This is a genomic window from Gilliamella sp. ESL1225 (assembly GCF_058502635.1).
Genome location: NZ_CP196358.1, coordinates 1265986 through 1290860, shown reverse-complemented (window position 1 = coordinate 1290860; position 24875 = coordinate 1265986). Strand labels below are relative to the sequence as shown.

Sequence of the window (24875 nt, the reverse complement as noted above, 5' to 3'; positions counted from 1 at the left end):
AAAATAAATCATTTTAATTAAAAAAATTAGAATATAGACATTTTCATCTTTAATCTATCCAAGATTACGTTATAATTAACACTATAAAAAAACTATCTACAGACACAGTATAATTATGGATCTATTTTCTACTATTTTAATTGTAATATTATTCGTTTCCCTTTCTGGCGTTATTATTAAATTATTGCGCTTTCAAATTCCTTTACCACTAATGCAAATTTTAATTGGATGTATTTTAGCTTGGTTAGGGCTTTATATTGAATTTGATCATGAATTATTTTTACTTTTATTTATTCCTCCCCTTTTATTTGATGATGGACGGAAAACCTCTGTAAAAGATTTTATCCATAATTCTCGTGAAATTGTTGGTCTGGCACTTGTTTTAGTGTTTATTACGGTTGTCGCACTTGGATACTTATTATATTGGATACTTCCTAATGTTTCTTTAGCTGCCGCTTTTGCCTTAGCTGCTGTATTATCACCAACCGATGCCGTTGCATTAAGTGGTATCGTTGGTAAAGGGCGCATTGAAAAAGAAAAAATGGAAATTATCGAAGGTGAAGCCTTACTAAATGATGCGTCAGGTCTAGTCTGTTTAAAATTTGCTGCATTAATTGCGTTAGGTGAAATGCAATTCCATTTTTTCCAAATAAGCACATCTTTCGTTTTTATGGCTGTTGGCGGTATAGCAGTTGGTATAGTTTTTACTTATCTTTACGCTTTAATTCTCCGTAAAATCAATCAATTAACAAGTAATGATGCGGTTATTCAAATAGTACTACTTGTTTTATTACCTTTTGCCGTTTATGTCATCTCAGAACATCTTGGTATGTCAGGAATTTTATCAGCTGTTAGTGCGGGTATGACCGTTAATTATTCAGGTATTATGAATAAAGCGCCATTAAAAGCAAGATTACAATCTGACAGTACATGGTCAATGTTAACTTTTGTTTTCAATGGATTTGTATTTGTACTTTTAGGATTACAATTACCAAGTATTTTAAGTGAGACTTATAAAGCAAATATCGATGACCATTCTATTGAAGTTTGGCAATTAGGATTAATCGTTATCTTTGTTTTTATTGCTTTAATGGGAACCCGATTTTTATGGTTATTAGCAATGAAAAAACTTCCTTTATTGCCATTTGGTCCTAAACGCCCGTTAGCGTTTCAATCTTATTCAACCAAAGATTTGTTAATTTCAACGTTCGCTGGTGTGCGTGGTGCTATCACTTTAGCCGGTGTGTTATCTATATCCACAAAAATTACAGGGCGATATGAATTAGTTTTTATTGCAACTGGCGTAATTTTAGTTTCATTAGTTACTGCAGCGATTATTTTACCAATTTTACTTCGTGGTAAAGTTATTTTAGATAATTCATCGCAAAAAGATGAACTATTACGTGTTAAAGGACGTATGGCAGAGGATGCGATTATTAGTTTAGAAAAAATGCAAAACAATTTGCTTGAAGAAACTGCTAATGACGCTATAACTAATGAAATTGTTCATGAAGTTGGTTCTCGTGTTATTTCATCATTAAGGCGACGTACCGGTCTTAAAAATTTAGAACAACAAGCATTAGAAGCTGAAAAACTTGAAAGACGTATGCGCCTTGTTGCGATCGGTGCCGAACGCTCTTCATTATTAGTTATGAAAACTAAACATGAAGTTAGTGAAGAAATTTATGAACACTTAAGTAATGATTTAGATATCTACGAAAATATGATTTCTGAGGAAAATTAAATGTTTCAAGCTAGTCATCAATTATTTGATAATGCTCGTGCTTTATTTGTTAATAAAGCACCTCGCCTATTGGGGTTAACACTAAATTATATCCCCTTTTCGATAAAGCAAAAGGTGATAGAACAATTACTTCATCTCCAATTTAAACAATCATTAGAAGATGGTGATCTTGAATTTTTAGAAAATCGTTGGTTAAAGATACATGTAACGGATTTGCAATTAATTTGGTTTGTCAGCCTCATTGATAATAAACTTGTCGTTAGCCGTCAAGAAATTGCTGATGTTAGTTTTATTGGAGAAGCGAATGATTTGATTTTAATTGCGACAAGAAGACAAGATCCCGACACCTTGTTTTTTCAACGTCGTTTGATTATTGAGGGCGATACCGAATTAGGTTTATATATAAAAAATTTAATGGATTCTATGGACATCGAATCTATGCCTAAATTTTTACGTCTTTCTTTAGAAAAATGTGCCAATATTATTGAAAATGGATCCTAATAATAAACCAACTTTTTATTTTCATGATTATGAATCGTTTGGTATCAATCCTGCACTTGACCGCCCTTCTCAATTTGCAGGCGTTAGAACAGACAGTGAATTTAATATCATTGAAGATCCATTAGTCCTTTATTGCAAACAAACTGAGGATTATTTACCCGATCCTCAGGCTGTTTTAATTACAGGAATAACGCCTCAAGAAGCTAATCAGAAAGGGATTATAGAAGCAGAATTTACTAAACAAATATATAACGCCTTTTCACAACCTAATACTTGTATAGTCGGCTACAATAATATTCGATTTGATGATGAAGTAACACGCCATCTTTTATATCGTAACTTTTATGATCCTTATGCCTATAGCTATCAAAATAATAATTCTAGATGGGATTTGTTAGATGTAATGCGTGCTTGTTATGCATTACGACCTGATGGTATTAACTGGCCAATAAACGACGAAGGATTTGCAAGTTTTCGTTTAGAGCACCTTACCGTTGCAAATAATATTAATCATGAACATGCCCATGATGCGATGTCGGATGTATATGCAACTATCGCTATGGCTAAATTAATTAAGCAAAAACAACCTAAATTATTTAATTATTTTTATCAATTACGCCATAAAAATAAAGTTGCTGAATTGATAGATGTTATTAATATGACACCCATTTTACATGTTTCTGGAATGTTAGGCGCTTATCGTGGTAATTTATCAATTTTTAGCCCTATCTTAATACATCCATCACGTAATAATGATGTTATACTTTGCGATTTAACAGGTGATATCGATTTATTAATCAATTTACCTGTTGATGATTTGTATGAAAAATTGTACACAAAAACAGAAGATCTTGCCGAAAATGAATCAAGAATTCCTTTAAAATTGATTCACATAAATAAATGCCCTATCGTTGCACCTTTAAAAGCTTTGTTGCCGGAAAATGCCGAACGTTTTAAAATAGATCTTAAGCAATGTTTAGTTAATCATCAAAAATTATTAGACAATAAAGTACTTTTGCAAGAAAAAATGGCGGAACTATTTACTAAACAAAGAGAATTTCCGCAAAATAAGGATGTTGACAATCAATTATATGATGCATTTTTAGATAGGCAAGATAAATTACATTGTCAAACGATTCGAAATACACCTAATAGCTTATTGAGTAATTTATATTTACAATTTGATGATCCACGCTTAAAAACCTTATTTTTCCGTTATAAAGCTAAAAATTACCCGCAAAGTTTAAGCCCTTCTGAACAGATCCAATGGAAAGATTATTGTCATGATAAATTAAATCACCATAAAATTAATGATTATTTGCATAATTTAGAAGATCTAGCAAATCATTATATGCAGCAACCTGATAAATTAGCATTAATAAAATCGTTATATCATTATTGTTATCATTTAGTTGGCTAATTTAATTAACGAGCGTATGATGTAAAAATTAATGGATGTAAATTATTATTATTGATGATAAATGCAAATTTATATTGTTATTTATTAACTAAATCACAATTTTAGATAAACAACTATTTTTAAAAGGTCATATAACCAATTGATTAAATAAGAATTATGAAACATTTTTTCGATAAACATGTAACGATAAAACATCGGCTTTATTCATTATATTATGCCCTCTTTAGTTATGCTCTAGGTTTTTTGATCCTAGCCATCTGCTTGTGGGTAGGCAATTTGTTAGCTAAATTACTGCCTATTTCTATTCCAGGAAGTATTTTAGGTCTTTTAATTTTATTTTTTTTGTTAACGTTCCAATTGATTCCGACAAAATGGATAAAAAAAACATGTAATTTATTTATGAAATACATGACATTATTATTTATTCCTGCTGCAATGGGGATTATGGATAGCTATAAACTTCTATTAGATAATTGGTTACCTATTATTATCGGTTCAATATTAAGTTGGTTGGTAGTATTAATTTTTATTGGATATTTAGCAGATCATTTTTATAAGCATACCAACAATTTAACAGATCAAGAGAATTCTAAATTATGATTTGGATGCTTCCTTTAACTTTAATCGTTTTTTTTACCATTCGTTATTGGTCATTAAAAATCAATCAGCCGCTATTCAATCCTTTATTAATTTCGGTTGTAATATTAATTCCAATTTTATTATTAACTCATACAAGTTATATACAATACGAAAAAAATGTATCTATTATTAATGATTTATTACCTTTTTCTGTTGTTGCGCTAGCTTATCCATTATATGAATTAGTCCCTGAAATTAAAACTCGCTGGAAATCTATCCTATTTATCACTTTTATAGCTTCTATAGCTTCTATGTTGACTGGGGTTTGTATTGTATTATGGCTTGGTGGTAGTGAAGGGATCGCGGCTTCTGTTTTACCAAAATCTGTGACAACAGCAATTGCCGTAATTCTTGCAGAAAATCAAAATGGTGTACCATCTATTGCTGCCTTATGTGTCATATTAGTTGGTATTCTAGGAGGTGTATTTGGTCATCAAGTCTTAAATTTGTTTAGGATAAAGTCAAAAGCAGCAAGAGGTCTTGCTATTGGATCAGTATCCCATGCTGTTGGTACAGCACGTTGTATTGAAGTTGATTTACAAGAAGGTGCTTATAGCTCATTATCCTTAGTATTATGCGGTATCATGACTTCAATTCTGGCTCCTTTTTTATTCCCTATAATAATTCTTATTTTTAATTGGTTATAACATATGAAATATAAAAAAATTCTCTTTTATACGGTATTTTTATTAATGCTTTTAATATTTATTATTCTTAGCCTTTCTTATTGGATTAGTTATAAAACATCTCCTTATATTTATCATGATATTGAAAAATTGCCTCATCGTACAGTGGGCATGGTTCTTGGAACATCTAAATATCTTCGGGGGGGATCTGTAAATAAATATTATCATTACCGTATACAAGGGGCAATTGACCTATTTCAGCAAAATAAAGTCAATTATTTATTATTAAGTGGTGATAATCGACAACAAAATTATAATGAACCCATCACCATGAAAAAGGATCTCATTAAAGCGAATATTCCTCAAGAATTTATCGTATTAGATTATGCGGGTTTCCGTACTTTAGATTCTATTATTCGAGCTAATAAAGTATTTGATACAGATGATTTTACTATTATTACTCAAGAATTTCATTGTGAACGAGCTATTTTTATTGCGTTATCGCAAGGAATAAAAGCGCAATGTTATGCGGTTAGAATGCCTGAAAATGTACGTTTTATTTACCTTCGTGAAGTGTTAGCTCGAGTTAATGCTTTTCTAGATATTTATATTTTGGGTAAAAAACCTAAATTTTTAGGTCCAATGATACCTATTATAGATAATTAAAATTTCTTAAAAATTGGTCTAATACATTGATAGAACATAAATTTATTTTACATCCTTTCTTCGTTAATAAGGTGTCTAATAAATTAGATTGCATTTTTATGCAGAAAAAAGTAATATTTAGTCAGTTCTCCATTAAATATATATAAGCAACTAATGAATATTAAATTAGACCATATTAACTGTTTCTATGGTTCTCATCAGGCACTGAATGATGTTTCTTTATGTTTTCCACTCGGTGAAACCATCGTTTTACTCGGTCAAAGTGGAGCGGGTAAAAGTTCATTATTAAAAGTTTTTAATCTTCTTGAAATCCCGACATCGGGTCAAATGACAATCGAAAATATGCATTTTGATTTTACTAAGAAAATCAATCATGATGATATTCGCAAATTACGTACCAATGTTGGAATGGTTTTTCAAAATTATAATTTGTGGCCTCATCTAACCGTCTTAGAAAATCTTATTGAAGCGCCATGTCAGGTGTTAAAAATGCCAAAACAAGAAGCCATCGACAAAGCGATGTTAATCTTAACTCGATTACAAATTGATAATATGGCCAACCGCTTTCCATTACATTTATCAGGGGGACAACAACAACGCGTCGCAATTGCAAGAGCCTTGATGATGGAGCCTAAGATTCTATTATTTGATGAACCAACAGCAGCACTCGATCCTGCTATTACTGCACAAGTGGCTGAAATCATTAATGAGTTATCACAAACAGGTATGACACAAATTATTGTGACTCATGAAATTGATTTTGCACGAAAGGTCGCCACTAATGTTGTGTATATGGAAAATGGAAAAATCATAGAGCAAGGTGATATTAACCTATTTTCAAATCCGCAATCTGAACAGTTTGCGGCCTATCTAGCACATTAATTCAAAAGGTATAAATTATGAAAAAAACGTTTATAAGTTTTTTATTGGCATTTACTGCCTTTAGTACATATGCCAAAGACATTGTTATTGGGATTGAAGGATCTTATGCGCCTTATGAATTTTATAATGATAAAAATGAATTAGTTGGATTTGATGTTGATGTTGCTAATCTGATTTGTCAAAATTTAAATATAAGCTGTAAATTTAAAGATCAAATTTTTGATTCTTTAATTCCAAATATTATTACCCGACGTATAGATGTGGCTATTTCAGCGATTGATATTACGCCAGAGCGCAGTAAAAAAGTCGATTTTACAATACCTTATTATGATAGCAATGCTCAATTCATCAGCTTAAAAAATAAATTTACGTCGATTGATGAATTGACAGGTAAACGTGTAGGTACACAAAATGGGAGTACTTTACAAAAATATTTAATCGAAAAATTACCCAATATTAAAAACATCAGTTATGACAGTATTCCTTATGCTATTTTAGATTTAAAAGCAGGTCGTATTGATGCTGTGTTTGCTGATTCTGCAGTGGTTAATGATTGGATAAAAAAAGAACCTGATCTAGTGCGAATCGGCGGAAAATATATAGATCCATCTTTTTTTGGTTCAGGTATTGCCGTCGCAATGCGTAAAGGTAACAGTGAACTATTAGAAAAATTCAATCAAGCGATTGAAAAATTAAAACAGGATGGTAGTTTCGAACAATTAGAAAATAAATGGTTTAATTAATAGATTTTATGGAATTTTTACAAAATTTAGGACCATTAGCATTTGCAACAATTACGACGCTATCTATTGCGCTAGCCTCGTTAATTGTTGGTTTATTTTTAGCATTTGTTTTTACAAGCTTAGAATCTGCAAAATTTAAACCTCTTGCTTGGTTTTTCTCAGGGTTTATTCTCATTATTCGAGGTTTACCTGAAGTTTTAGTTGTACTTGCAATTTATAATGGTATTCCATTGCTTCTTATTACATTAGCAGATGGTTTTACGATAGATCTAAAAATAATTGATATCAATGTAAAATTTGATATTGAAAATTTTGATGTTAGTCCAATTTTATGCGGAATTATTGCCCTTTCGTTACTTTATGCCTCTTACGCTTCACAAACGCTTCGCGGCGCTTTTAAAGCTGTACCTATTGGGCAAAAACAAGCCGCGCAATTGTTGGGTCTAAGTCGCTTTCGAACCTTAACACATATAATTATTCCTCAAATATGGCGTTATGCATTACCTGGACTTGGTAACCAGTGGTTAGTCTTGTTAAAAGATACAGCTTTAGTCTCTTTAATATCCATTAATGATATTATGAAACAATCTGAAAAATTCATATCCAGTGACAATCAACCTTTTACATGGTATTTAGTTGCAGCTATTATCTATTTAATTATTTCGATCATAAGCCAAAAAGTACTCAAGTTGATAGAAATTAGAACACGTTATTATGATCAGAAGGTAATAAATCATGGATAAAATAATAGAATATTTTTTCATTCTTTCTAAAGGATTACCTGTTACATTGTCACTTGGTTTGGCTAGCATTTTATCTGCTTGCTTGTTAGCTATTTTATTAACCATATTCTTATCGTACCAATGTAAAGTATTAACCTATGTTATTCGAGGCTATACAGTTTTATTTACAGGAACTCCCTTATTAGTACAAATATTTCTAATTTATTATGGACCAAATCAATTTCCATCTATTGCAAAAAACCTTCCTTGGCTTGGACATTTATTATCCAATGCGTGGTTTTGTGCATATTTAGCCTTAACCTTAAATAGTGCTGCTTATACGACGCAAATTTTTTATGGATCTTTAAAAGCCATTCCACCAAGCCAATGGCAAGCATGTAAAGCATTAGGAATGAATAATAAACAATCTTTAAAGATTATTTTACCCTATGCTTTAAAACGCGCATTATCGACTTATTCAAATGAAATGATTTTTGTTATAAAAGGAACAGCTCTCGTCTCACTCATAACCTTAATGGATGTCATGAGCTATAATAAAGATATATTTGGCGGTAATTATGATTTTACTGTTTATCTTGTCACAGGATTCATTTACCTCTTGATAAATAGTATTTTAAGCATCATTATGAGATTAATCGAGAAAAAGAACCTCGCCTTTGAAAATTGATATGACTTCATTTGACGCTAAATCATTTTTAAAAACAGTCCCACATAAACCCGGTATTTATCAGATGTTTAATGATACAAGTACTATTATTTATGTGGGCAAAGCCAAAGATCTAAATAATCGATTAAAAAGCTATTTTAATAGCAGCAAAAAAACATTAAAAACTGAAATTTTAGTAAGCCAAATTCATCATGTTGAATTTACGATTACCCATACTGAAACTGAAGCTTTACTTTTAGAACAAACATACATAAAAAAACATCAACCACGCTATAATGTCCTTTTAAAAGATGATAAAAGTTATCCTTTTATCAAATTAAGCAAAGAAAAACATCCTCGTGTATCTATTTACCGAGGAGCTGTTAATCGTAAAGAAGGTGAATTTTTTGGTCCCTACCCTAATTCGTATGCTGTAAAACAAATTTTAGCCTTATTACAAAAGACAATTCCAGTTAGACAATGTCTAAATACAACATACCAAAATCGCACACGTCCATGCTTGCAATACCAAATAAAACGTTGCTTAGGGCCTTGTGTATCAGGTCTGATAAGTGATGAAGATTATCAAGAACAAGTTAATTATATTCGACTTTTCTTATCAGGTCAGTCTTCTCAAATTGTCGCTCAAATTACAAAAGATATGCAGCAAGCAAGTCAAGATCTTAATTTTGAAAAAGCAGCTGTTTTACGAGATCAGTTACAAGCTATAAAACAAATTAATGAGCAACAAGTTATTTATAATAATAATGACAATCTTGATGTTATTGGATTTCACTATGAAGCTGGAATTGCTTGTATTTATGTCTTATTTATTCGAAATGGACAAACTTTTGGTCATCGAGCTTATTATCCAAAAGTGCCTTCTAATACCGAGCTTGAAGAAGTTATTGAAACATTTATTGGTCAATTTTATTTACAAGGAAATCAAAATCGTATTATTCCTAAAAAAATCCTGTTGAATTTTTCACTTTCAGATAAACATTCTATTGAGGAAACTTTATCAATCGTAGCTGGGTTTCAGGTCAAAATCATTGATGAACCTAAAGGAGATAATCTTAAATTATTAAAGATAGCGACTGTAAATGCCAATACCGGCGTTAAAAATAAATTGCTTGAAAATTCCACCATAAAACAACGTTATGATGCTTTAAAATCCTTTTTAGGAATAAAAAGCATTAAGCGCATGGAATGTTTTGATATTAGTCATTTTATGGGGAAAAATACCATTGCTTCTTGCGTTGTTTTTGATGACAAAGGACCCGTTAAAACTGAATTTCGACGTTACAATATCACAGGTATTACGCCTGGCGATGATTATGCAGCAATGAAACAAGTATTAACAAGAAGGTATAATAAAAAAGATCTTCATTCTGATAAGATCCCTGATGTCATTTTTATCGATGGTGGAAAAGGACAATTAAATCAAGCTTTACAGGTTTTTGATGAACTCAATGTTAACTGGAATAAATCTCATCCAATCCTAATTGGAGTGGCTAAAGGGGCTGAACGTAAGGAAGGTTTAGAAACCTTATTTTTTGAAGCACAAGGCTTTGGACACTACTTACAAGATAACTCCCCTGCTTTATTATTAATCCAACAAATCCGTAATGCTTCACATGATCATGCTATTGTTGGTCAACGCAAAAAAGGAGTAAAACAATTAACAGATAGTGCTCTTGAGCATATAGAAGGGATTGGAACTAAAAGACGACAAGTTTTATTGAAGCATTTTGGTGGCTTACGTGAATTAAAAAATGCAAGCATTGACGAAATAGCTCAAGTACAAGGTATATCGAAATCATTAGCTGAAAAAATTTATCTCAATTTAAAGCAATAGATAATTGAAAAATTCACTTAATTAAGGCAACATAAATAACCATTTTACAGTGAAGGAAAATCTCACTGAGTTTTGATTATAGAAAGAGCTTGCATTAAATGAAACTTAACTTTCCAACCTTATTAACCTTATTTAGAGTTATCTTAATTCCTTTTTTTGTTTTATCTTTCTATTTGTTTCCACATGAATGGTCAGGATTTTTTGCGGCACTTATTTTTTTAATTGCAGCAATAACGGATATTTTAGATGGTTACCTTGCCCGTCGGTTAGGTCAAACAACCAAATTTGGTGCATTTTTAGATCCCGTTGCTGATAAAATCATGGTCACTATCGCCTTAGTTCTTATCACTCAATATTACCAAGCATGGTGGATATCTATTCCAGCAATTATCATGATTTCCCGTGAAATAATTATTTCAGCTTTACGCGAGTGGATGGCGGAAATCGGTAAACGTAATCAAGTTGCCGTTTCTAAAGCAGGTAAAATTAAAACCATCTTACAGATGACAGCTTTAACCTGGCTTTTATGGAGACCTTGCGATATCGTTATTTACGCAGGTCTTATTGCGTTATATATCGCTTCCTTTTTAACTTTGTATTCGATGATACAATATTTAGGAATGGCTAAAAAAGACTTATTTGATCAAATTAAAATTAATTAACCCTATTTGAAATTTATTTTAAGCTTCAATCATTTTTGTTAATCATTTTTTATATTAAATTATTGGTTAATAAATAATCTTATTAAGATTAAATAATAATAATTTAGCCAAACATTAAGCAATTAAAACAGGTTTAGCATTTTTTTATTGACGCAGAAAATAAGATCTGTAAAATGCATGTCCATCGAAGCAGTTAATAATTGTTTTGAGCCCGGGTGGTGAAATCGGTAGACACAAGGGATTTAAAATCCCTCGGCCTTTTTGGCCGTGCGAGTTCAAGTCTCGCCCCGGGCACCACTTACTTAATCAATTCTTTTGCGGGAATAGCTCAGTTGGTAGAGCGCAACCTTGCCAAGGTTGAGGTCGCGAGTTCGAACCTCGTTTCCCGCTCCAATTCATAATATCTTTAGAAAATACCTTTCATTCCTTCAGGTGTATAACGTTCTCCTTTTATACTAATACGTTTTTTTAAATCATTAAGTATTATGACATCTTCCATTTCAATTTCGACAAAGCAAGAATTTATATTTTCTATTAAATATTTTTCTTGTTTTGTTCCAGGAATAGGTACAATACTCTCCCATTGAGCCAATAACCAAGCTAATGCTATCTGACCACTAGTGCAATTATATTTAATAGTCATTGGCTTTATTGCTTGCAACAGTTTTTTATTTTGCTCTATATTGGCATCCATAAACCTTGGATTTGTTTTGCGAAAATCACCGTCTACAAAATCTTTTTCCGACTGATATTTACCCGTTAAAAAACCTCGTCCAAGAGGTGAGTATGGTACTAAACCTATATCTAGTTTTTTTAATAACGGTAAGACATTATCTTCAATATCTCGTGTCCAAAGCGAATATTCTGTTTGAACAACATCAACAGGAAAGGTTTCATGTGCTCGAACTAATAAATCAGTAGAAACTTCACAAAGCCCTGTATGCTTGATTTTTCCTTCTTTCACTAATTTTGCCATCGTTTCCATCGTTTCTTCGATTGGATTTTCTGGATTAATTCGATGAATATAAAATAGATCAATTTGCTCTACACCTAATCGCTTAAGAGATGCCTCACAGCAAGATTTAATATATTCAGGCGAATTATTTATACTTCTTCCATAACCAACCGTATTGCTTCTATCTATACCACATTTTGTCGCAATAGTTAATTTTTCTCGTTGGGATGACGTTAATTCTTTTAAAAATGAAGCAATAAGTAATTCATTTTCCCCACGACCATACATATCGGCGGTGTCAATCAAAGTCACACCATTATCTACAACAGAGTGCAATAATTTCAATGAATGTTGATCGTTTGCAGGTCCATAGAATTCACTTAATCCCATAGCTCCATATCCTATTGCACCAACTTTAATACTTGAACCTAAGGTTCTTTCTGGTAATTTATTCATAATATCTAACTCCAATTTTGTGTTTGTTAAAATTTTCCATCATTAAACATGTAGACAGCACCATCACCCCATGTTCCTATATAATAACAATTATCGCGAAATGCTAATGCAACGGCCCCCGATAACGATGAAACTAAAGTACTCACCTCTTTTGTATTTATATCAACTTTTCGCACCATATTTGCACCGTTATCTATTACAGCCACAACATTAGGTGCAATGGTTACAATACCAACGCCAGGTCTATTAAAACTATTACCTAATTCTGTTTTATCGCCATTAGGGCTAATCAAAGTGAGGCGACCACTGTATTGGGAAACAACTAAGCTATTATCAGGAAGTTGTGTAACACCAACTGGCGTAGATAATCCACGAACAATAACTTTCTTCTTACCATTATTTAAATCTAACGAAACAATTTCTCCAGTAGAGCGGTTAGTAATCAATAATTGCCCTGAATTAGAAAATGCTATACCAGTAGGAGTATGATAACCGTCAGAAATTTTTTGAACTTCCCCTGAGGTTGTAATTTTCAAGATATAATTGTCACTATAAGAAGATATATAAATGTTGTCTTTTGCATCAATCACGATCCCCGCTGGTGACGAAATATTCGAATAGATCGTTTCATGATCTCCATTAGCATTTATTCTAACGATTGAATTTCCAGACCAATTGGTAATATACATAGCCCCAGCACTGTCAAAAGCAATTCCTGTTGGGGCATTAAATGATTTGGCTACAGTTTTTAAGTCAGCCATACTTGTTTCTCTGAAGAAAGCGAAAAATATAAAGATGACGGTATATAAAAAATTTTTTTTCATGATGAGTATTTTCCTTAAAAATCCATATCCGATGGAAGCTCCGCCATCGAGGTTGATAGATGTACCCTTTGGCTTAGAATAATAGTCCTATTTAACTTTGCAAACTCACTGAATTTATCACCTACAACTACTAACTTATTCAAATTTTTCTCCTCAAAATAAAAATTTCTTATGAATTAGATGCCTTATTTTTTATAAGTTATAAAACTGTATAAATCCTAAACAAAAATACAAAAATGCAGAAATACTTATTTAGCGATATGAAATTCATATCAAAGATCGGGGTTTGGAATATTAATTATACTTAACTCCATTTGAAGAAAAGGTTATAAACAATACTGTTATTTATCTTGGCATCGAAAGAAAATGAGTTAACACGTAAATTCGATGGGATGTTACAAAAAAACTACTAATGGAGTAGATTAAAAAATCCTTTAATGATGCTAATCAGTAAAATATATCGATTGAACTAAAATTATTGTAAATTGCTAGTAATTAAAGAATATGGCAAATAAATTACACTCTTTGACATTATAGTGATACAATCTGCAACAATTAAAATAACAGTACCGATAAACTTAACTCATCTAAATAATTGTCTTAATCCTGTTGATTAATACGTTTAAAATTATGTTAATGTGAATATATAGAGGTGTTAAATATTGTGGATATTTATTGTAAAAAATTACCCACTGTCAAACAGTTACAATATTTTATAGCCGTTTGTGAAGAACGAAGTTTTAGGGGCGCAGCTGATAAATTAGGTGTAAGTCAGCCGCCACTTTCAATTCAAATAAAAGATTTAGAAGACAAATTAAATGTAACTCTATTTTTAAGAAATTCACGTAATGTTGTTTTAACAAATGAAGGGGAAAAACTTAAGTTAAAAGTAAAGCTGTTATTGAATGAACTCAGTTTAATTACTAAATCCATAAAATCAAAAAATATTGAAAAAATTATATTAGGCACAACAAAAACGCTCTCTTTCGATTTTATTCCTCCTTTTAAATTATTTCTATCTACTTTTATTGATGAAACAGAAATTTACAAATATAACTACACATCAAAAGAGCTTCTCCTTGAGCTACAAAAGGAAAATATCGATTTTGCATTTGTTTCAGATTATCAGACAAGAGATGTAAACGAAAACTCTCAATTAATTTACAGAGAGCCAATGATCCTAGTTTTGCCTGAACTCCATCCATGTAGCACTCATGAATTTGTTGATCTTAATGATGTGACTGACTTACCATTATTTTGGTTTAAACAATATTTAAATCCCTTTTTTTATGAACAATGCGAGCGAGTATATAAAAGATTACATATTCCTCTTGTTCGTCGTGCGGAATTATCAGATAATTTATCAATGTTACTTGAAGTATCATTAGGTAAAGGGATGATGCTTTTGCCTCAGTCTATGACTCAGGCAAAAATCGATGGTGTTGTATACAAAAATTTAATTAAAAAACAAGATACAAAATTAAGAATTGACATATACCTTATTTGGCGCAAAAACTTAAGGAAAACCCAAACAACTGAAGCGATCATTAACTATTTCAAAAACAACATAGTAGACATAGAGTAGTGAAATAATGATTGTTCATTTTATATCAAAAAGAAATCGGTGTGATTGATTTTACATTTGTAATTAATAATATAGCCTTTACATATGAGTTGTAAATTGCTTTTAGGCGACGATTTCATATGCCAGCATTCACACAACGCAATACAAATAAAAGAAAGGATTTTAGTTGTCATAAATTCAATATCTATAGCATTTTATAATCAATCACTTAACGTTTTTCTCTTTTAAAATCAGCCGTAATTGCTAATAATAATCTTTTATTGAAGATTTTTAATATCTGTATGGGGAGGATTTCCAAATAGGCGTTTGTATTCTCGGTTAAATTGAGTAGCACTTTCATAACCTACCACAAGGCCTGCACTTGCAGCATTATACCCTTCAGACAACATCAAGCGACGGGCCTCATAAAGGCGTAGCTGTTTTTGATATTGTAATGGGCTTAGGGTTGTTACTTCTTTAAAATGCCGATGAAACGTAGATAAAGACATATTGGATTGCTCCGCTAATGCTTCTATTGTAATTGATTCTTTATAGTGCTCTTTTAACCAATTTATCGCGTTCGCAATATGATTACTTTGTGTCCCTTGCGTATTTATTGAGCGCAATTGTTGCCCGAAGGGTCCCATAAGTAATAAATAATGAATTTCTTTAATCATCATCGGTGCTAATACGGTAATTTGCTCAGGTCTTTCTAACAGTTGAGTTAATCGCAAAAAAGCAGTCAGAATATCCAACTCCACAGTCTTGACTGAAATACCTTTAAAGGGAATCGCTTCAATACGAGCGAGCTCAGGAAACTCTGATATTAATTGATTAATCACTTGATAATCAAGATAAAGCGCAAGCGATAAAAAAGGTTGTTCTTCAGAAGCAATAATCACTGAGTTGATGGTAGGAATATCAACTGAGGTTATAAGATAATCTCCTTCACCATATTTATACTTTTCTGAACCTATTAATGAGCGCTTAATGCCTTGAGTAATAATAGAAACCAAGGGGCGATAAAAACAATTTTCAGAAAAATCTATTCTATCACGCCGATAAATACCAAAGTTAGGTATGGCTGTTAGATAGTCACCCGCTTTTGGCATCCATTGCAGCATAGATTCTTTGAGTTGATTGTTTATGATTTGTACGTCAGTTTCTGGCTTACTCGTCATAAAGTTTCTCCCTAGGGCTTATCCGCATAATCCACTAATTATAGTACAAGGTTATACATAAAAAACAATCTTAAAACTGCCATAATTAGGCAATAATCCAATAGGATCATATCTATTGGTTCATCCTCGATCGCGTTAGAGTAAATAAACCAACTATTTTTATTAGTTACTATAAGGATTATGTAATGAATATTTTACCAAGACGCTTTTTAACTATTTCACTCGCTGCAATCAGCGGATTTTCTACTGGCGCTTATGCTCAAGAAGCTAATGTAACATCACAAAAAATCATAAAAAATGGCTCTCAAGCCTCTGTTAAAGGACCCGAAAAATTCTTTACAGGTACTGTAAGAATAGACCCTTTATTTCCTGCAATCAGCCCCGCTCGCACCTCAGGTGCTTATGTCACATTTGAACCTGGTGCACGTTCGGCGTGGCATACTCATCCACTAGGCCAAACATTAGTTGTGACTTCTGGCGTAGGTTATACCCAAGAATGGGGAGGACCTATTGTTAAAATCTACCCTGGTGATGTAATAATTTGCCCACCTGGCATTAAGCATTGGCATGGAGCTTCACCAAACATTGCTATGACACATCTTTCTGTTGTTGAAGAAATTGATGGTAAAAATGTGGTATGGATGGAAAAAGTGACTGATGCTGAATATCAAGTTAAACCTTAGTCAAGGGTTAATCAACTTACTCTTTATTTAGACACATCGAACTGATATAAACAACGGGTACAATTTTATCTAAAATCAAATTTGATAAAGAAATACTTTATGCAAAAACTACTGATCGTGATAATTACTTTTTTTATGCTGTGCAATCTATCAACCAGCTATGGAGCTTCCATTATGGATAAAGATCCAATAACTTTAAAACAACAATACATTATTCCGATTGCTGCATTCACTGCGGAAGGTAATTTACCCAAACTTAAAATTGCACTGAAAGAAGGATTAGATCATGGCTTAACCGTCAATGAAATTAAAGAAGTGCTTGTACAGATGTATGCCTATGCGGGCTTCCCTCGAAGCTTAAATGCTATCACTGCCTTTATGCAATTATTCGAAGAACGCCAACAAGAAGGCATCAATAACCCTCTTGGCAAAGAAGCCGACCCACTACCCAAAAATAAAACCAGTTTAGACTTAGGAACAGACATACAAACCTATCTAGTTGGTATGCCCGTATCAGGTGGTGTAATGGTTTTTAGCCCGGCGATTGATCAATTTTTAAAAGCTCATTTATTTGGTGATATTTTTGGACGTAATAACCTTGACTATCAAAGCCGTGAAATAGCAACAATTGCAGCATTGGCAAGCCTTGGTGGCGTTGAAAGCCAATTACAGTCTCACATTCAGATCGCCATGAATATCGAATTAACCCAACAACAAATAAACGCTGTTATTAATACCTTACGTGATAAGGTCGGTGAAAAACAAGCAGAAACAACTCAACAAGCCCTAATCACTGTATTAAGCTCATAAAATCTATTGAAGAAGGAGTTAATATATGAAAAAAGATAAAAAAGTTATCGTCATAACAGGTGCTTCGAGTGGTATAGGCGAAGCGACTGCTAAATTATTAGCAGCACAAGGTTATAAACTAGTGTTAGGAGCCAGACGAGAAGAAAAACTACAAAATATTATAAAAGATATCTCATCGATAGGAGGTATAGCTACTTACCTAGTTACCGATGTAACTAATCGCAATGACGTTGAACTTTTGGCTAAAAAAGCGTTGGATGAATATAAACAAATCGATGTTTGGATCAATAATGCCGGACTAATGCCACAATCAACATTCAGCAAACTAAAAGTAGATGAGTGGGAGCAAATGATCGATGTTAATATAAAAGGTACTTTATATGGCATTGCCGCTGCCTTATTACCGATGCGCCAAAGAAAGCAAGGTCACTTCGTTAACATCTCTTCCATTGCTGGACATTTAACCCACCCGGGGGGCGGTGTCTATAGTGCTACAAAACATGCGGTATTAGCAATCAGTGATAGTTTGCGTCAAGAAGAAGCATTAGCCAAAAGTAATATTCGCGTTACCGTCATATCACCAGGAGCAATTGCTACAGAACTTACTCATACCATTACAGATCAAGATATAAAAAACGCTATCGATAAGTTGTACCAAGAAGTCGCTATTCAACCAGAACGTATTGCTGAAATCATTGCATTTGCCATTAATTCACCTGCCGACACTACAATGAATGAAATTATTATACGTCCTACTTGTCAGCAAGTTTAGTCATTACATGAATTCATTTAGCGAATAGTATGACTTTAGATGTTACTCTTTTTATGGGTGTATCCAGACGTGCCATGACAATAAGTTAAGTATTTTTGAATAAAAATAGAATTTTAAAGACATTTTGAGTCAAAAGATAAACTTAAATAGCGCTATTTTACCGCCACTTAGCGTTTTATTAAGAATTTGTGCGAAATAATTATTTATGTAAATCGTTGATTTTATTGGTGCCAGTGGTCGGACTCGAACCGACACGCTTTAAGGGCGGCGGATTTTGAATCCGCTGCGTCTACCGATTTCGCCACACTGGCATTTATGTGATAATAAGTAAACGTAGGCATTATACCGAGTTAGCTTTTATCTGCAATAAATAAAAGCCTAAAAAAAACCATTTGCGTAATTTTTAGTCTGTTATTTGAGATTGTCAGTTACTTTTGCTGTTTATAATAGCGCCAAGCCGGTAATTTTTTTAAGACCCGATATGCAGTTTCTTTTGCTATTTCATAATCCAAATGATGTGCTTTAGCATAATGTAACGTTAATGAACGCCATTTTTCTTCAAAGGAAATAAGTAAACCCTCCTGATTTGCACAATGTTTACAATAGTTTTTTGTCATATCGAATAACGGATAATCACCTATTGTCGTCATTGGCATCCCACAAGCTATGCACATTTTCATGTAATGCCTCTTACTTAATATTCAAATAATTCACATCGACTATTTCAAAAATGCTACTCTGACTAAATCAATATTGCAAGAAGAGATAAATTAAATTCGTTACAATTCATTCTGTTATAAATTTAAATCGAATTGTTTTACAGTTTCAATATTTATAGGGTAAGGTAATTGAGATAATTGTCTTTTTTGATATTTTAATTTTCGTTGTTTTGCTAATCTTAAAACATGCTTTTTTTGGGTATCATTATATTTTTGCCAATCAAATCTTTCTTGCCTTGATCGAAAACAAGATAAACAATAACCTTGTAAATTAGTTTCACAAATCCGTTTACAAGGATTGGGTATTGTAAAAAATTCAATTTGATCCAATAAGATCCTAACCTCTTTTAATGTTATAAATTAATGTTCTTTTAGCCCTAAACCTTTACTTACAACTCTAAAACAATTGTCACACTCTACCATTGCCGCATTCATTAAAGTTTGTGTTGGGGCATGAATCAGTTTATTAGTTAATTTATAGGAAAACTCACTTAAAACATCATCAATATTTGCACCTTGTTTGATTGAATTTAGTGCTTTTATTTCCAAATCACGTTTAATCTCTTCTGCTTGACGTCGATATTCTTTAATATAATCAACTGCATGACGTGATTTTTGCCATTGGATAAATTTTTCAGCTTCTTCATGAATAATATATTGTGCTTCTTTGGCTGCGATTTCTCGTTGTTCTAAATTTGCCGTTACGGTTTTTTGCAAATCGTCAATGGTATACAAATGAACATTTTCTAATTGATTGATTTCTTCTTCAACATCACGAGGGACAGCAAGATCAATAAAAAGCATATCATTTTTTTGTGTGGTAGATTGCTGTTTAGCCAATGCTCGCTTTATTGATAAAGTTCGTTCAACCATACCTTTACCAATAATAGGTAAGGGACTTGCCGTTGAGCTAATTACAATATCAACATCACTTAAACGTGTTGCAATATCATGCAAAGAAATAATCTCGGCATCAATTAATAATGAGGTAAGTTTAAGCGCTTTTTCGCGTGTTCGATTAGCGACAATAATATGATTAAATCTATGTGGTTTAAGATAACGTGAGATAAGCTCTATCGTTTCACCTGCCCCAATTAGCATAACATTAATAGTTTTAGTATCTTCATAAAGTTTACGAGCGACAAGGCATGCCTCATAAGCGATCGATGCAGTATTTGAGCCTATATTAGTTTCTGTTCTGATAATTTTTGCAACATGAAAAATATGTTGAAAAAGTTTTTTCAATGGCATTGATAAAGTGTGATTTTGCTGAGCAGCAGTATAAGATTGTTTAACTTGCCCTAAGATTTGGGGTTCACCAATAATCATTGAATCAATACCACTTGCAACCGACATTAAATGTTCAATAGCTTGGCGCCCTTCATGCCAATATAAAGCCGATTTGAATAACGAGATATCAATTTGATGAAAATTTGCAAGCCATTCAATGACAGATTCTTTTAAACGAATTAAATCTGTTTCATATTCATAGCTAAGGTAAATTTCAGTTCGGTTGCATGTTGATAAAATCACACATCCATCAACGAGAGGATGTTGATAAAGGCTGTATAAAGCTTTATCCATCATTTCTGTTGAAAAAGCAATTTTTTCACGCAAAGCGATAGCCGCGGTTTTATGATTAACACCTAATATTGTAATTGACATTGCGTATTTTCTTATTGGTAAGTTTTAATCGATTTATTCATTCGTTAACAAAACTAGACCATTGTTTAGTTTATTGTTTATTACGCTTTATTAAGCGTTTAGTTAAGTTAGTATACAACAAAAAAGAATAAGGTTAAATGGTGTCATTCTTTTTCAATTTCATTAATTATCAGTTATAATAGTAAAACTTTCACTATAAAAAAATCCAAACTAAATGATGCCCTATTTAAAACCTTATCTTATTTTTTTACTGACTTTTTTCCTCATCTCTTGTCAGGTTTCAGTACCTAAAGATAAGCTTACTTTGCAACAAGATTGGCATCTACATCAAGAAAAATTACAAACAATTAGCGCCTTTCAAGCAAATGGTAGTTTGACTTATAAAGGAAAAGATGGCAAAAATTATGGCCGATTTATCATTCAACAAAAAGCAAATGATGATTATCAAATTAAATTAACATCTTCCTTAGGAATGCGTATATTAACTATTAAAGTTTCACAATTATTTGCAGAATTAACCGATAGAAATGGACAGACTTATCGAGATATCAATATTGAAACACTTCTTAAAAATTATGCCAATCTCGATATCCCACTTTTATCGTTGCATGATTGGTTAAAAGGTTATTCGAATAATCCAGAATGGGATCAATTAGATAATCAAGGTCGCCTCTATGCGACACAATTTAGCCAACAAAATAAAATTTGGCAATTAAAAATTACTCATTATCTTACTGTTTCTACCTATAAACAAAAAATAGCGCTTCCCTCATCATTAGAGCTAACACAAAAAGATACGTTTATTAATGTCAAAATTAATAGTTGGAAAGTTTTCTAGGTCAAGTTGTATGCAAAACAATAAAAAATTTTGGTTATCACCGGCTAAATTAAATCTCTTTTTATATATTACAAATCGACGGCAAGATAATTACCATGATTTACAGACTCTCTTTCAATTTATTGATTATAACGATACCCTTACCTTTGATGTTCGTCATGATGATGAGATTAATTTGTTAACCCATTTTGATAATGTCTCTGCCGAAAAAAATTTGATCGTGGTTGCCGCAAAAAAATTACAATCTTATGGATACAAAAAGCAACCTCAAACTAAACATTTAGGCATTGATATCAAAATTGATAAGAAAATTCCTATGGGTGGAGGATTAGGTGGCGCTTCATCAAATGCTGCTACGGTTTTAGTTGCGTTAAATGAACTATGGGATCTAAATTTATCGAAACAAGAGTTAATCGATATTGGACGATCAATCGGAGCGGATGTTGCTATTTTTATTTATGGACATGCCGCATTTGCAGAAGGTGTTGGAGATAAATTACAACCCATTAATTACCAAGAAAATTGGTATGTAATCACTTGTCCGAATATTGAAGTTTCAACCGCAAAAATATTCAATTTACCCGAACTTACTCGTAATTCGCCAAAACGAACTCTTGAACAATTATTATCAATTTCATATTCTGAACATAAAAATGATTGTGAAAATACCGTTAAGCGCCATTACCCAATCATTCATTCTCTCATCGACTATCTAAATGAATTTGCCCCTACTCGATTAACAGGTACCGGCGCATGTATTTTTACGCAGTGTCAAAGTGAAAGCGCGGCAAATAATCTTTTAGCAAAATTACATTTATTAAATATTAATGCTTTTATAGCCCATTCAACAAATCAATCACCACTTTATGTGAATTAGCATTAATAATTAGTCTATATAATCTATATAGACTAATTATTTATTCAATGACAAAGTCGGTATTACATAAATATGACCATCATAATATTCAACACAATATAATCCCTTATAACTATCATAACCTTGTCGACTCAATTGTGCTTTTAACCACTCTTCGTCTTTACCAATTTGTTTTAAATTATCGATATTAGGTTTTTCATTTTCTAATACTACATACGCTATGCCTTTATCTCCTTTTTTAACAACTGTTAGCTGCCCATTAGGTTCTAAAATAGCCTTATTGACTTCACTAATACTAAAAATATTTTTCATCCTTAACAAGATGGCAAAAGACGACATACTTAATTTATTATCTTCAAATGCTTGCACATCTATTTTACCTTGATCCATTAATGAAATAGGATTACCAACGATAAACGCTTTCGCACTTTGACTTTTTTCTTTCAAAAAATTAGAAATATACATAATGACTGTCCACATAAAAAGAACAATCAAAAAATCAAAAATAGTTAATTTGGGATTATAAATAATACCACCCGCAATACCACCTAAAATCATATTACCGATAAAATCAATGCTAGACATTTGAGATAGTGAAGTTTTACCGGTTATTTTTAAGAAAATGATAATACAAATAAAAACAACCAGTAATTTAAGCGCAATAACAAGAAAATCGTTGTAATGCATTTTATATCTCCAAAAAAGTTTTATCGAAAAAACAAGTTATTTTCAGAAACAACAATAACTTATTGATAAATAAGAAGATAAATATTTTATTTATTATAGTTACAAATAAAGAGAAAACCAATAATTAATCATTAAATAATCTAGAAATTTTTAATAAAAAATAATAACATACAAAATTTAGATGCTTACATTATCTTAACTGTTACAGAAATGTTAACAGGTATATAATGCACCCTATTTTCTATTTATTATTTCCTAATTAGTAAACAAAGTGATTAAATTATGAACCCATTACAAGAGAAACTTGCGTTAATTAAAAACAGTATTATTACTATCCCCGATTATCCCAAAAAAGGGGTATTATTTCGGGATATTACAAGTCTTCTTGAAAATGCCGAAGCTTTTAAGACCACTGTAGATCTTTTAATTAATCATTACCGTAATAAAAAAATTGATAAAGTTGTTGGCACTGAAGCAAGAGGATTTATTTTTGCAGCACCGATTGCTTTAGCATTAGGTGTCGGATTTATCCCTGTTCGAAAACCCAATAAGTTACCCCGTCACGTATTTAAAGAAGAATATCAACTTGAATATGGTACTGACACTTTAGAAATACATACTGATGCTATCGCAAAAGATGAACGCGTTTTAATTGTTGATGACTTACTTGCAACAGGAGGCACAGTCGCTGCAACGGCTAAATTAATTCGTAAAGCAGGTGGAATAGTAGAAGATGCAGCCTTTGTTATTGATTTAGTTGATTTAGGTGGTAAAACAAAATTAACTAATATGGGCATTGAATGTTTTACCTTAATACAATTTGAAGGTGAATAATTTCAAAATAAATACGAAAACCTCGCTTTTTAGCGAGGTTTTTTGATTAATATGATTAAAATCGCAAATAAAAGTCTCGCATTAGATCAGCAAAATCATGACTATATTGCCCTTCTTGATTTCTCATACACAAATTTTGCCTTTTTACTTTTTTTGAAATTATTTTTGTAAAACATCCTATCATTAATGAATCGTGTTTATGAGGTTGATATTTTATGTTAAGTGACTGCTGTAAAAATAATTGATGTTTTAAAGCGATTTGCTCAAATTGTTCAAATAAATGAAAGGGTAAAACGACACAAAATAGGCCTTTTTCAGCTAAAAGATAAATTACGCATTTAATAAGATCTTCATGTGACAATTGCTCAGTATAACGTGCAATTTGACGCTGATTGCTGCGACATGCCGAAGCAGATTCGAAATACGGCGGATTACAAACGATTAAATCATAATGTCTATAATATTGTTTCTGCTTAGAAAAATGTTGCGTTAAACATTCTTTAATATCCATTTGCCAAACAGAAATATTCTTAAAAGGAGCATTTCTTATATTTTCATCACATTACTTTACAGCATTGAAATCAATATCAATGGCATCAATCACGCATTTCGGAAAAGATTGTAAACGTTGAGCAAGCATTAATGCGATTACTCCGCAGCCCGTCCCTATATCTAAAACATGATGTGGTAAAGTTGAAATTGGAGCAAAGGCGCCTAACAATACACTATCCGTTGTCACCTTCATGGGACTTTTATCATGAGCTACAAAAAATTGTTTAAAAGTAAATCCGTTACTTCGTAAATTGGAAAAATTGCTGACCATCATTTTGTACTATTTTCACTCTTCTTTTTTGTGGCTTTAATTGTGATATAAACAATT

The 24875-nt window shown here is 32.0% G+C and carries 28 protein-coding genes and 3 tRNA genes; 21 read left to right on the top strand and 10 right to left on the bottom strand.

Annotation, left to right across the window (positions count from 1 at the left end):
- Positions 1-115: 115 nt before the first annotated feature.
- The 14 genes from ACSYSW_RS05870 to ACSYSW_RS05805 all read left to right on the top strand — a co-directional run bounded on the left by ACSYSW_RS05870 (position 116) and on the right by ACSYSW_RS05805 (position 11523).
- Complete coding sequence (locus ACSYSW_RS05870) at positions 116-1744, top strand: Na+/H+ antiporter (RefSeq protein WP_491705946.1); 1629 nt, start codon at positions 116-118, stop codon at positions 1742-1744.
- Positions 1745-2245, top strand: a complete 501-nt coding sequence (ubiT, locus tag ACSYSW_RS05865) for a ubiquinone anaerobic biosynthesis accessory factor UbiT (RefSeq protein WP_491705947.1) — start codon at positions 1745-1747, stop codon at positions 2243-2245. It begins immediately after the preceding gene.
- On the top strand, positions 2235-3665 hold the full coding sequence (gene sbcB, locus ACSYSW_RS05860) for an exodeoxyribonuclease I (protein ID WP_491706078.1): 1431 nt from the start codon (positions 2235-2237) through the stop codon (positions 3663-3665). The genes ubiT and sbcB overlap by 11 nt, the downstream gene beginning before the upstream one ends.
- Positions 3666-3821: 156 nt before the next feature.
- Positions 3822-4265, top strand: a complete 444-nt coding sequence (locus ACSYSW_RS05855) for a CidA/LrgA family protein (protein ID WP_491705948.1) — start codon at positions 3822-3824, stop codon at positions 4263-4265.
- Complete coding sequence (locus tag ACSYSW_RS05850) at positions 4262-4951, top strand: CidB/LrgB family autolysis modulator (RefSeq protein ID WP_491705949.1); 690 nt, start codon at positions 4262-4264, stop codon at positions 4949-4951. Before ACSYSW_RS05855 ends, ACSYSW_RS05850 begins: the two co-directional genes overlap by 4 nt.
- Before the next feature lie 3 nt (positions 4952-4954).
- On the top strand, positions 4955-5596 hold the full coding sequence (locus ACSYSW_RS05845) for an ElyC/SanA/YdcF family protein (protein WP_491705950.1): 642 nt from the start codon (positions 4955-4957) through the stop codon (positions 5594-5596).
- A gap of 153 nt (positions 5597-5749) precedes the next feature.
- Positions 5750-6478, top strand: a complete 729-nt coding sequence (gene artP, locus ACSYSW_RS05840) for an arginine ABC transporter ATP-binding protein ArtP (RefSeq protein WP_491705951.1) — start codon at positions 5750-5752, stop codon at positions 6476-6478.
- 17 nt (positions 6479-6495) lie between these two features.
- Positions 6496-7221, top strand: coding sequence for a transporter substrate-binding domain-containing protein (locus tag ACSYSW_RS05835; protein WP_491705952.1), 726 nt, complete (start codon positions 6496-6498; stop codon positions 7219-7221).
- 8 nt (positions 7222-7229) lie between these two features.
- Entirely contained in the window at positions 7230-7964 is a 735-nt protein-coding gene (artQ, locus tag ACSYSW_RS05830) for an arginine ABC transporter permease ArtQ (protein ID WP_491705953.1), read from the top strand.
- A gap of 1 nt (position 7965) precedes the next feature.
- Positions 7966-8631: an arginine ABC transporter permease ArtM gene (gene artM / locus ACSYSW_RS05825; RefSeq protein ID WP_491706079.1), complete on the top strand. Its 666-nt coding sequence runs from the start codon at positions 7966-7968 to the stop codon at positions 8629-8631.
- A gap of 1 nt (position 8632) precedes the next feature.
- A complete protein-coding gene (uvrC, locus tag ACSYSW_RS05820; RefSeq protein ID WP_491705954.1) occupies positions 8633-10468 on the top strand; it encodes an excinuclease ABC subunit UvrC in 1836 nt (611 codons plus the stop codon).
- Positions 10469-10566: 98 nt separating this feature from the next.
- The gene (gene pgsA, locus ACSYSW_RS05815) at positions 10567-11130 is read left to right on the top strand and encodes a CDP-diacylglycerol--glycerol-3-phosphate 3-phosphatidyltransferase (RefSeq protein ID WP_491705955.1); all 564 of its coding nucleotides are present in this window, start codon (positions 10567-10569) and stop codon (positions 11128-11130) included.
- Positions 11131-11339: 209 nt separating this feature from the next.
- Positions 11340-11427: transfer RNA gene (locus tag ACSYSW_RS05810), tRNA-Leu, on the top strand.
- Between the two features lie 20 nt (positions 11428-11447).
- Positions 11448-11523, top strand: a tRNA-Gly gene (locus ACSYSW_RS05805).
- Between the two features lie 13 nt (positions 11524-11536).
- Here the strand turns inward: ACSYSW_RS05805 and ACSYSW_RS05800 are convergent.
- Together ACSYSW_RS05800 and ACSYSW_RS05795 are read right to left on the bottom strand one after the other, a co-directional pair.
- On the bottom strand, positions 11537-12541 hold the full coding sequence (locus ACSYSW_RS05800; protein WP_491705956.1) for an aldo/keto reductase: 1005 nt from the start codon (positions 12539-12541) through the stop codon (positions 11537-11539).
- A gap of 26 nt (positions 12542-12567) precedes the next feature.
- Positions 12568-13302 (bottom strand): Vgb family protein, encoded by a 735-nt coding sequence (locus ACSYSW_RS05795; protein WP_491705957.1) that lies wholly within the window; start codon positions 13300-13302, stop codon positions 12568-12570.
- A 727-nt stretch (positions 13303-14029) separates the two neighbouring features.
- On the opposite strand from ACSYSW_RS05795, the gene ACSYSW_RS05790 reads away from it, so the two are divergent.
- Positions 14030-14950 (top strand): LysR family transcriptional regulator, encoded by a 921-nt coding sequence (locus ACSYSW_RS05790; protein WP_491705958.1) that lies wholly within the window; start codon positions 14030-14032, stop codon positions 14948-14950.
- A 257-nt stretch (positions 14951-15207) separates the two neighbouring features.
- Here ACSYSW_RS05790 and ACSYSW_RS05785 read toward each other — a convergent pair whose 3' ends face one another.
- Positions 15208-16110, bottom strand: coding sequence for an AraC family transcriptional regulator (locus ACSYSW_RS05785; protein ID WP_491705959.1), 903 nt, complete (start codon positions 16108-16110; stop codon positions 15208-15210).
- Between the two features lie 185 nt (positions 16111-16295).
- Here ACSYSW_RS05785 and ACSYSW_RS05780 point away from each other — a divergent pair, with 185 nt between their 5' ends.
- The 3 genes from ACSYSW_RS05780 (at position 16296) to ACSYSW_RS05770 (ending at position 18375) form a co-directional block, all read left to right on the top strand.
- The gene (locus ACSYSW_RS05780; protein ID WP_491705960.1) at positions 16296-16793 is read left to right on the top strand and encodes a (R)-mandelonitrile lyase; all 498 of its coding nucleotides are present in this window, start codon (positions 16296-16298) and stop codon (positions 16791-16793) included.
- A 174-nt stretch (positions 16794-16967) separates the two neighbouring features.
- The gene (locus ACSYSW_RS05775; protein WP_491706175.1) at positions 16968-17603 is read left to right on the top strand and encodes a carboxymuconolactone decarboxylase family protein; all 636 of its coding nucleotides are present in this window, start codon (positions 16968-16970) and stop codon (positions 17601-17603) included.
- A 25-nt stretch (positions 17604-17628) separates the two neighbouring features.
- Positions 17629-18375 carry an SDR family oxidoreductase gene (locus ACSYSW_RS05770; RefSeq protein ID WP_491705961.1) on the top strand — a complete coding sequence of 249 codons (747 nt, stop codon included), beginning with the start codon at positions 17629-17631 and terminating at the stop codon, positions 18373-18375.
- Between the two features lie 225 nt (positions 18376-18600).
- Here the strand turns inward: ACSYSW_RS05770 and ACSYSW_RS05765 are convergent.
- The 4 genes from ACSYSW_RS05765 to hemA form a co-directional block, all read right to left on the bottom strand.
- Positions 18601-18686, bottom strand: a tRNA-Leu gene (locus ACSYSW_RS05765).
- A gap of 117 nt (positions 18687-18803) precedes the next feature.
- Positions 18804-19055 (bottom strand): zinc ribbon domain-containing protein, encoded by a 252-nt coding sequence (locus ACSYSW_RS05760; RefSeq protein WP_491705962.1) that lies wholly within the window; start codon positions 19053-19055, stop codon positions 18804-18806.
- A 114-nt stretch (positions 19056-19169) separates the two neighbouring features.
- Entirely contained in the window at positions 19170-19424 is a 255-nt protein-coding gene (locus ACSYSW_RS05755; protein ID WP_491705963.1) for a DUF1289 domain-containing protein, read from the bottom strand.
- 30 nt (positions 19425-19454) lie between these two features.
- The gene (gene hemA, locus ACSYSW_RS05750) at positions 19455-20759 is read right to left on the bottom strand and encodes a glutamyl-tRNA reductase (RefSeq protein WP_491705964.1); all 1305 of its coding nucleotides are present in this window, start codon (positions 20757-20759) and stop codon (positions 19455-19457) included.
- Positions 20760-20973: 214 nt separating this feature from the next.
- Here hemA and lolB point away from each other — a divergent pair, with 214 nt between their 5' ends.
- Positions 20974-21597: a lipoprotein insertase outer membrane protein LolB gene (lolB, locus tag ACSYSW_RS05745; RefSeq protein ID WP_491705965.1), complete on the top strand. Its 624-nt coding sequence runs from the start codon at positions 20974-20976 to the stop codon at positions 21595-21597.
- Between the two features lie 10 nt (positions 21598-21607).
- Entirely contained in the window at positions 21608-22474 is an 867-nt protein-coding gene (gene ispE, locus ACSYSW_RS05740) for a 4-(cytidine 5'-diphospho)-2-C-methyl-D-erythritol kinase (protein ID WP_491705966.1), read from the top strand.
- Positions 22475-22510: 36 nt separating this feature from the next.
- On the opposite strand, the gene ACSYSW_RS05735 is transcribed toward ispE, so the two are convergent.
- The gene (locus ACSYSW_RS05735) at positions 22511-23161 is read right to left on the bottom strand and encodes a DUF421 domain-containing protein (protein WP_491705967.1); all 651 of its coding nucleotides are present in this window, start codon (positions 23159-23161) and stop codon (positions 22511-22513) included.
- A gap of 282 nt (positions 23162-23443) precedes the next feature.
- Between ACSYSW_RS05735 and apt the strand changes: the two genes are divergently transcribed.
- Positions 23444-23995 carry an adenine phosphoribosyltransferase gene (gene apt / locus ACSYSW_RS05730; protein WP_491705968.1) on the top strand — a complete coding sequence of 184 codons (552 nt, stop codon included), beginning with the start codon at positions 23444-23446 and terminating at the stop codon, positions 23993-23995.
- Between the two features lie 55 nt (positions 23996-24050).
- Here the strand turns inward: apt and ACSYSW_RS05725 are convergent, their stop codons facing one another.
- Positions 24051-24506, bottom strand: a complete 456-nt coding sequence (locus ACSYSW_RS05725; protein WP_491705969.1) for a hypothetical protein — start codon at positions 24504-24506, stop codon at positions 24051-24053.
- Between the two features lie 51 nt (positions 24507-24557).
- Positions 24558-24740 carry a methyltransferase gene (locus tag ACSYSW_RS05720; protein WP_491705970.1) on the bottom strand — a complete coding sequence of 61 codons (183 nt, stop codon included), beginning with the start codon at positions 24738-24740 and terminating at the stop codon, positions 24558-24560.
- Positions 24741-24875 lie beyond the last annotated feature (135 nt).